This window comes from Bifidobacterium simiiventris (assembly GCF_019331715.1).
In the GTDB taxonomy this organism is placed as follows: Bacteria; Actinomycetota; Actinomycetes; order Actinomycetales; family Bifidobacteriaceae; genus Bifidobacterium; species Bifidobacterium simiiventris.
The window spans coordinates 80,942-89,601 of sequence record NZ_JAHBBG010000011.1 but is presented as its reverse complement, the minus strand read 5'-3'; the positions used below and the strand labels follow the sequence as shown (position 1 = coordinate 89,601).

Genomic DNA, 8,660 nt, shown 5'->3' with positions numbered 1-8,660 from the left:
GAACCCGGAAGCTAAGGCCTGGCACGGCGATGGTACTGCACTCGACAGGGTGTGGGAGAGTAGCACGCCGCCGCATTTACACGTCACGAAGGACCCCGGTCGAGCAACACGCTCCCGGGGCCCTCCCTTTATTCACCCACCCGATTGACAAGGGAATCACCTACACTCGGGCTTATTATGCATTACTTCACACCCAAGCGTTGTACCGAGTCGAACAAGATCATGTATCACGACAAGGCACAGGCGCAGCGTGCCGCCGATCAAAGCCTGATCGAGCGAGGAGCGGAATTATGGGTGTATCGATGCGAATACTGCGGCACCTGGCATCTGACCCATCGGGATCCGAAAACCAGCTATCGTGCGGTGCCGCTCAACCAACAGCTCAAGCCGCACTCGCGTAAAAAAGGCTACAAACCCCGCCGTCGATAAACTGCTAGGGCTGGAATGTGAGTGGCGGGAAACACTCACTGACGGCTCATCAGTGAGCGTTTCCCGCACTCGAGTAATGGGATTGCCACATGCGTATGAGGTGGCGATGCTGCTGTCAGCGAGAGGAACGGCGACGGTGACGACGGTCGACGATCGCCTGCGATCCGCGGTCGGACAGTTGCGACACCACCGCACCGAGCGCGGCGGACAGTGCCGCGAACAGCAGGCTCATCACGAAACTTTCCTGCCCGTCGACCACGCCGTCGCCGAGCCTGCCGGCCGCACGCCGCGACTTGCCGCGGTTCCACAGCAGCGTGAACGCCTTGCCGGCCACGAATCCCGCCACGGACGGCAACGCGGACTTGAGCAGCTTATCGCCGAGGGAATCCGGATCGTTGAGTCGTTCGGCACGCATGGCATCCACCTTTTCGTTGATCTTGTCGAACCCCGCGACGATGCGGTCCGCGGTCGACTCGGTCTGGTATTCGGTCATGCCACCATTATTTTGCGAGGTAGCGACGCCGTGCAGGTCGGCGAGTGGCGTTGGAAGGGCTTCCAACGAGAGCAAACCGTCAGTGAGAAAACGGGTGCGATAGGGGCGCGTGATGGGTGCTTGGTGTTGCACGGGCCATGCGTTGAGTAGAGTAGTCGCTATGAGCACAACAAACGATGGCAATGGAGCGATCAGAGGACGTCTGGTGCTGATGCGGCACGGCCAGACCGTGTGGAGTGAATCCGGACAATATACAGGCCGTACCAACATCCCACTGACCGACGTGGGCGAGCAGCAGGCGCGCGACGCGGGGGAGCGACTGCGCGAACGGTTCCCGCAGGGATTCGACGAGGGGTGCGTGTTCGCCAGTCCGTTGCGTCGTGCCCAGCAGACCGTGCTGCTGGCGGGATTCGACCCGCAGCCGCTGGACGCGCTGATGGAGTGGGACTACGGCCGTGCGGAGGGCCGCACGCGCGTGACCGTGCAGCAGATGCACGGCGGCGAGTGGGATGTATGGCGTGACGGTCCGCAGGCGCTGGATCAGGCGATGGAGGGCGATTGGACGGAGACGCTGCCGTCCGGCGAACGCGTGCCGGTGCATAACGGTCCGGGGGAGACGGTCGAGGATGTATACGAGCGCGTGCAGCTTGCGATCGATGCGGCGCTGCCGAGACTGGCGGAAGGGCGCAACGTGCTGTTCGTGGCGCATGCGCACGTGCTGCGGATCCTGACGATGCGCTGGCTGGGATTGGATCCGCATCTGGGACGGCTGCTGCGGTTCGATACGGCGCATTATTCGGTGCTGTCGGTGTACAAGGGCGACCGCGTGATCGAACGCTGGAACTGCTGACTGCTTGTTGACTGATTGCTGATGCAGACGTTTGACGGAGCTGGGGAACCATTGGGCCGGCGTGTGATTCGACACGCCGGCCCGTGTTGTTTATGAGACGGATGGAATCAAGGGGTCAGTCGTCGATCAGTGATTGAGTACGTTTGCAAAATAACGGTACTGTGAACGTAAACAACGGTGCAAATGTTTGCATTAAATATCGCAACGGCGTGGCAGAAAATCATAGAAAACACTGCAAAAAAACTTGCAAAGGTAATCAAAAATCATCCAGTGGCCTCTTGCTATCGTTTGCAAAACGGTGGGATCTGATGCACAATAGGTTTCGTCAAGTGGTAACGGTGCCCACAGCAGGCATCGACTGGCCGCCAACTGCGGCAGGGAAACAGAAGAAAGGTTCGATGATGAATCGTACGTTCAAGTCGGCGGTGGGCATGGTCGCGATCGCCGCGATGTCGGTCGGCGCGCTCGCCGCATGCGGCAACAGCTCCAACTCGTCCGACGATGCCAAGGGCAAGGTCTACTACCTGAACTTCAAGCCGGAAGCCGCCGACCAGTGGACCGCGCTGGCCAAGGAATACACCAAGGAAACCGGCACCGAGGTCAAGGTGCAGACCGCCGCGTCCGGCACCTACGAGCAGACCCTGAAGTCCGAGATCGCCAAGACCGACGCGCCCACGCTGTTCCAGGTCAACGGTCCGGTCGGCTACCAGAACTGGAAGTCGTACACGGCCGACCTGAAGGACACCGACATCTACAAGGAACTCAACAACCAGGACGTCGCGCTCAAGGACGGCGACAAGGTCGTCGGTGTGCCGTACGTGATGGAAACCTACGGCATCATCTACAACAAGGACATCCTCAACAAGTACTTCGCGCTTGACGGCGCAAAGGCGAAGTCCGTCGACGAGATCGACAACTTCGACACGCTCAAGGCCGTGGCCGACGACATGCAGGCCCGCAAGGACGAGCTCGGCATCAAGGGCGCGTTCACGTCTGCCGGCTTCGACTCCAGCTCCGACTGGCGCTTCAAGACGCACCTCGCCAACCTGCCGCTGTACTACGAGTTCAAGGACGACAACGTCACCGAGCAGCCGGCGACCATCAAGGGCACCTACCTGCCGAACTACAAGAAGATCTTCGACCTGTACATCACCGATTCGACCACCGAGCCGACCCAGCTGAGCTCCAAGACCGGCGATGACGCGAACTCCGAGTTCGCGCTCGGCGAGGCCGCGTTCTACCAGAACGGCACGTGGGCGTGGACCGACCTGCAGAAGGCCGGCATGAGCGCCGACTCGCTCGGCATGATGCCGATCTACATCGGCGCCAAGGGCGAGGAGAAGCAGGGCCTCGCGACCGGTTCCGAGAACTACTGGTGCATCAACGAGAAGGCGTCGGACGCCGACAAGAAGGCCACTGAGGACTTCCTCAAGTGGGTCATCACCTCCGACACCGGCAAGAAGTCGCTGTCCACCGACATGGGCTTCACCACGCCGTTCAAGACCTTCGACGACGTCACCTCCGACAACCCGCTCACCCAGGCCGCCGTCGAGGACCAGAAGTCCGGCAAGACCGCCGTCTCGTGGAACTTCACCATGATGCCGTCCGAAGAGTGGAAGAACGGCGTCGGCCAGGCGCTGCTGCAGTACGCCCAGGGCACCGGCGACTGGAATGCGGTCAAGACCGCGTTCGTCGACGGCTGGGCCTCCGAATACGAGAACTCGCACTGAGTTCACCCGAATCCGAACCGATTGTACGGCTCGCGTCCCGAGTTTTTCCTCCTTCTCCTTTCCTCGGGGCGCGGGTCGGCTGACCGGTCGGAGTATACGCAAGGCCGGAATTCCGCGATCATGCGGGATTCCGGCCTTTTGCTTGCCGTTATATGCCTCATTCCTGTCATGTCGAGCGAGGCGGAGCCGAGTCGAGAAATCTGCCGAGGTTGTTGCGGGGAGAGATTTCTCCGCTCGCTGCGCTCGGTCGAAATGACAGGTGGGGCGACTGCCGCTACTTGCGCGGGCGGGCGGTGGACGCGCGGATGATGAGCTGCGCGGGCACCACGCGGAACGGATCGTCGACCGGCTTCTCGTCGATCAGGTCGAGCGCCATCTGCGCGGCCGTCATCGCCATCTTGACCGGCTCCTGCCGGATCGTCGTCAATCCGAGATCCTTCGCGTAGAAACTATCGTCGTAACCGATGATCGACACGTCGTTCGGCACGCTCACGCCGTTGCGTTCCAGCTGGAACAGCAGCGGGATCGCGATGCCGTCTTCCTGGCAGGCGATCGCGGTCGGCAACTGCGGCAGGCTCAGCAGTTCCGTCGCGACGCGGCTGATGCGGTCCTTGCCTTCGCCGGCCGTGATGACGCGCGGCGTGACGCCTTCCGCCTCGCACGCGGCCATGAACGACTCGAAACGGTCCTGCACGCTGAAATGCAGAGAGACCTCGCGGTTGGTGCGCACGTACACGATGTCGCGATGGCCGAGCGACATGAGATGGCGCGCGGCGAGGACGGAGCCCTGATGGTCGTCGATGTTGACCGCGGCGTTGAAGACGCGCGTGTTCGGGGAGGTCGAGTTGATGCCGATCGTGGGCACGTCGATATTGGAGAGCTGGCCGACCTCCTCCTTGTAGATGTCGAACGAGGTGACGATGACCGCGTCCGCGTTGCGGCGCACGGGCAGCATGTCGAAGAACTCGTGGCGCTCCTCGGTGCTGGAGATCTGGAAGATCGAGATGTCGTAGCCTTCGGCGTGCAGCACCTGGTTGAGACCTTCGATCACGGATGCGGAGAACCACAGGTTGAGATGGTCGCTCACCAGCAGCGCGATGCGCAGCGACCGGCCGGACTTGAGCGCGGCGGCCGAACGGGAGAGTGAGAAGTTCAGCTCGTCGGCGATGCGCAGCACCTTGTCGCGTGTCTTTTTGGACACGAGTTCGGGGCGAGTGAACGAGCGGGACACAGTGGAAATGGACACGTTCGCGGCTTGCGCGACGTCTTGGATGGTTGCTGGCATGGGTTGTTCGTTTCTCCTTGTGGGCGATTCTTGAGTATTCTACAGCAAGCGTTTGCATCGGTAGCTGAGTGCAAACATTTGCATTATCAAAATGACGGCGTTTGCAGTCGGTAAATACTTGGAATTACTTGGATTTTTCAGTTCGATTACAGCGAATCCGTCGTCGTAAAACGCAGAAAATGACAACGTTTGACATATGGCTGTCGCCCTGTTATCCTGTGGTCAGCACTGCAAATCAGCAATCGTTGGCTGAATTTGCAATCATCCATCCCGAGCCGACCGCACGCAGCCGTACGCAGGCTCACCCAGCAGACAGGAAGAAGCACGGTATGATCAGCATGGCCGGCAAGGCGATACGTAAATGGTGGGCGCTGTTCGCGCTGCCAACGTTCGCCGCATTCATCATCGGGTTCGTGGTCCCGTTCATCATGGGCGTGTATCTGAGCTTCTGCAAGTTCACCACCGTCACCGACGCCGAGTTCGTCGGACTCAAGAACTACGCGCGCGCGTTCAAGGACAAGGAGTTCCTGCATGCGCTCGGCTTCTCGACCGCGCTCACCGTCGTCACGACCGTCATCATCAACGTGGCCGCGTTCGCGATCGCATACATGCTCACCAAGGCCATCAAGGGATCGAACATCTTCCGTTCCGTCTTCTTCATGCCGAACCTGATCGGCGGCATCATCCTCGGCTATATCTGGATGCTGCTGCTCAACGGCGTCCTCGCGCACTGGGCGCGCTCGCTCACCTACAAGGCGAGCTACGGCTTCTGGGGACTTGTGATCCTCGTCAGCTGGCAGCAGATCGGCTACATGATGATCATCTACATCGCCGGCATGCAGTCGCTGCCGACCGACGTGCTCGAGGCCGCCGCGGTCGACGGTGCGAGCGGATCGCAGACCATGTTCAAGATCATCATTCCGCTCATGATGCCGTCGATCACCGTGTGCTCGTTCCTGTGCGTCACCAATGGATTCAAGCTGTACGACCAGAACCTCGCGCTCACCAACGGCGCGCCGAGCAACATGTCGGAAGGCCTCGCGATGAACATCACCCGCACGTTCTACGGGCGCGTCGGCTGGGAAGGCGTCGGCCAGGCGAAGGCCGTGCTGTTCTTCGTGCTCGTGGCCGTTGTCGCGCTCATCCAGAACAAACTCACCACCAGCAAGGAGGTGGAGGCATGATCTCCGACAAGCCGAAGCACGCAGCCGCATGGACGGCGCTGTTCTCGCTCATCTCGATCGCGTGGGTGTTCCCGATCGTCCTCGTGTTCATCAACTCGTTCAAGCAGAAGGCGTACATCTCGCGCAACGCGTTCTCGCTGCCGGCCGGCAAGGCGTTCGTCGGGCTGGAGAACTACACGCGCGGCATCGAAACGACCGATTTCTTCGCCAGCTTCGGCTGGACGCTGCTCATCACGGTTGGATCGGTGGTGCTGATCCTGCTGTGCACCTCGATGTGTGCGTGGTGGATCGTGCGCGTGAACAACTGGGCGGCGAAACTGCTGTACACGCTGTTCCTGTTCAACATGATCGTGCCGTTCCAGATGGTGATGTTCACGTTGTCCAAGATCGCGGACACGCTGAAGCTCAACACCCCGTGGGGATTGTGCTTCGTGTACCTCGGCTTCGGCGCGGGCCTGGCCGTGTTCATTTTCACCGGCGTGGTCAAGGGCATTCCGGCCTCGCTGGAGGAATCCGCGATGATCGACGGCGCGTCGGTGCCGCGTATCTTCTTCCAGATCGTCGTGCCGATCATGAAGCCGTCGATCGTGTCCGTCGCGATCCTGCAGGCCATGTGGATCTGGAACGACTACCTGCTGCCGTACCTGACGCTCGACCTGGGCAAGTACAAGACGATCTCCGTGGCCGTGCAGTACTTGAAGGGCGGCTACGGCTCGGTGGACATGGGCGCGATGATGGCGTGCCTCGTGCTCGCGATCGTGCCGATCATCGTCTTCTACCTGATCTGCCAGAAGTACATCGTGAAGGGTGTAATGACGGGAGCGGTAAAGGGCTGACAAAGTCAGCCCTTTAGGGAAGCCCGGTGGGCTTCCCGGCCGCTCCTGTAGCGAGACGGCTTGCCCGTCGAGCGGCTTACGCTCGCCAACGGCGAGTCCGTTTCGTTCCGGCGGCACCTGTAGCGAGGCGGCTTTGCCGCCGAGCCAACACTGAGCCTCGGCGGTAGCCGAGTCCGTAATTGCAGTACCGGGAGCGGTGAAAGCGCTGAAAGATATGGCGCTTTCACCGCTCCCGTTCGTTGTTCTTGCCCCCTGTTTCATCTGTCCGCTGTGCCCTTCGCAGCCGAGCGGTCGGCGTCCGTCGAAGATGAGCTCATATCCCGTGTCGCACCGCGACGGGAGTGCTCAATTCCATGCCTTGCGCCGGGTAGCCGTGAGCTGGTGTCCCTCAAGCGCGTACCTTTCGCGTTGTCGCGAGAGGGTGGTGAACTCATACCCGGAAGGATGATTAAAACTGCTCAATAACGATCATTCATGATAGAAGGTGCGCAGATGACGGTATATCGTGATGCCAAACCTGAGGAAACCGACGAGATCGTGGATCTCATCAACTACGCGTTCGGCATGCAGGCCCAGAAGATCCTGGCCAAAGCCTATGCGGAAAGCGGCGAAACGCTCGCGTCCCGGCACAAGGTCGCCGTGGACGAGACGACCGGCCGCATCGTCGCCTCGGTGGGTGTCTATCCGCAGACCATGCACGTGGGCGGCAGGCAACTCAACGTCATGTTCCTCGGCTGCGTCTGCGTCCATCCCCGCAGCCGCGGCGAAGGCCATATGGGCAGGCTCATCGGAATGTGGCACGACGAACTGCGCGCCGAGGGCAACACTGATCTGATGGTGCTGTGGGGACTGCGCCACCGCTACGCGTACTTCGGCTACACGCCGTGCGGATACGACTACACCTACTCGGTCAACCAATCCTGCGCCAAGCACGCGCTTGCCGGCGTCGATACAGCCGGCATCACGTTCCGCACGTTGTTCTCTCGGGACGGCGACGCGCAGCTCGCCGACCGGCTCAACCGCGCACGTCTGGTGTATGCCGAACGCCCGCTGCCCGTGATTGATCGAATCTGCACCTATCTGAACAGCGAGGCGATCGCCATCGACCGCAACGGCGAGCCGATCGGCTATCTCATCCGTGCGCTCGCCGATCCGAGCGTCGTGCGCGAAATCGCGCTGGCCGATCCGGCCGACGCGCCGGCCGTCGCCAAGGCGTATCTCGCCTCGCTCGCAGTCTGCCGCAAGGAGGCGTTCACGGTGCGCGTCTCGCCCACCGACGCCGCGCTCAACGAGCAGTTTGCCGCGTTCGGCGAAGATACGAAGATCGGATGCCTGTGCCGGTGCACCATCTTCGATTACGCGACGGTGCTTGACGCCTATCTATCTGCCGCCGCGCGGCTGTGGCGGCTGGAGCCGGGGCGGTTCAGCGCCGTGCTCGACGGCCAGCCGGTCACCATCACCGTGAGCGAACGCGAGGCGGACGATGACGGTCATGCGGTGGTCGGAAGCGGTCTCGATCGCACGACCGGCCGCCAATCCGTCACGGTCGAACGCACTGCCGATCCGGATGCGCCGCGTCTGTCGCACATGGACGCGCAGGATCTGCTGCTCGGCCTCGGCGCGCGCTTCCGCCACGATCTGCCGGTCGCGCCGGCTGGCTGGTTCCCGCTGCCGATGTGCTGGTACTGGCCCGACCTCAACTAACCGATCGGCGCGCGTGCTGGTGACGGGTGCGATGTCGATAGGCAGGAGCGTAGCGATCGGCTGACCGCCACGCTCCCCATCGACGGCAGCAAGAGTGATCAAAAGTGATAAAAAGAGATTGTTTTGGACTGTCGTGTGATTAGTTGTGT

General features: G+C 61.3%; 8 protein-coding genes. 6 read left to right on the top strand and 2 right to left on the bottom strand.

Translation table 11 applies throughout. From position 1 onward, the window contains the following. The first annotated feature begins 177 nt into the window (after positions 1-177). Positions 178-429, top strand: coding sequence for a hypothetical protein (locus tag KIH76_RS09560; protein WP_219070470.1), 252 nt, complete (start codon positions 178-180; stop codon positions 427-429). 115 nt (positions 430-544) lie between these two features. Here KIH76_RS09560 and KIH76_RS09555 read toward each other — a convergent pair whose 3' ends face one another. After that, entirely contained in the window at positions 545-922 is a 378-nt protein-coding gene (locus KIH76_RS09555) for a DUF4235 domain-containing protein (RefSeq protein WP_219070469.1), read from the bottom strand. A gap of 160 nt (positions 923-1,082) precedes the next feature. On the opposite strand from KIH76_RS09555, the gene KIH76_RS09550 reads away from it, so the two are divergent. Further along, positions 1,083-1,772 carry a histidine phosphatase family protein gene (locus KIH76_RS09550; RefSeq protein WP_219070468.1) on the top strand — a complete coding sequence of 230 codons (690 nt, stop codon included), beginning with the start codon at positions 1,083-1,085 and terminating at the stop codon, positions 1,770-1,772. 398 nt (positions 1,773-2,170) lie between these two features. Further along, positions 2,171-3,502: an ABC transporter substrate-binding protein gene (locus KIH76_RS09545; RefSeq protein ID WP_219070467.1), complete on the top strand. Its 1,332-nt coding sequence runs from the start codon at positions 2,171-2,173 to the stop codon at positions 3,500-3,502. A gap of 274 nt (positions 3,503-3,776) precedes the next feature. On the opposite strand, the gene KIH76_RS09540 is transcribed toward KIH76_RS09545, so the two are convergent. Next, the gene (locus tag KIH76_RS09540; protein ID WP_219070466.1) at positions 3,777-4,787 is read right to left on the bottom strand and encodes a LacI family DNA-binding transcriptional regulator; all 1,011 of its coding nucleotides are present in this window, start codon (positions 4,785-4,787) and stop codon (positions 3,777-3,779) included. A gap of 329 nt (positions 4,788-5,116) precedes the next feature. Here KIH76_RS09540 and KIH76_RS09535 point away from each other — a divergent pair, with 329 nt between their 5' ends. The 3 genes from KIH76_RS09535 to KIH76_RS09525 all read left to right on the top strand — a co-directional run bounded on the left by KIH76_RS09535 (position 5,117) and on the right by KIH76_RS09525 (position 8,511). Further along, positions 5,117-5,971 carry a carbohydrate ABC transporter permease gene (locus KIH76_RS09535; protein WP_214374093.1) on the top strand — a complete coding sequence of 285 codons (855 nt, stop codon included), beginning with the start codon at positions 5,117-5,119 and terminating at the stop codon, positions 5,969-5,971. Further along, the gene (locus KIH76_RS09530) at positions 5,968-6,807 is read left to right on the top strand and encodes a carbohydrate ABC transporter permease (protein ID WP_214374022.1); all 840 of its coding nucleotides are present in this window, start codon (positions 5,968-5,970) and stop codon (positions 6,805-6,807) included. The genes KIH76_RS09535 and KIH76_RS09530 overlap by 4 nt, the downstream gene beginning before the upstream one ends. 492 nt (positions 6,808-7,299) lie before the next feature. Further along, the gene (locus KIH76_RS09525) at positions 7,300-8,511 is read left to right on the top strand and encodes a GNAT family N-acetyltransferase (protein WP_214374023.1); all 1,212 of its coding nucleotides are present in this window, start codon (positions 7,300-7,302) and stop codon (positions 8,509-8,511) included. Positions 8,512-8,660: the final 149 nt, after the last annotated feature.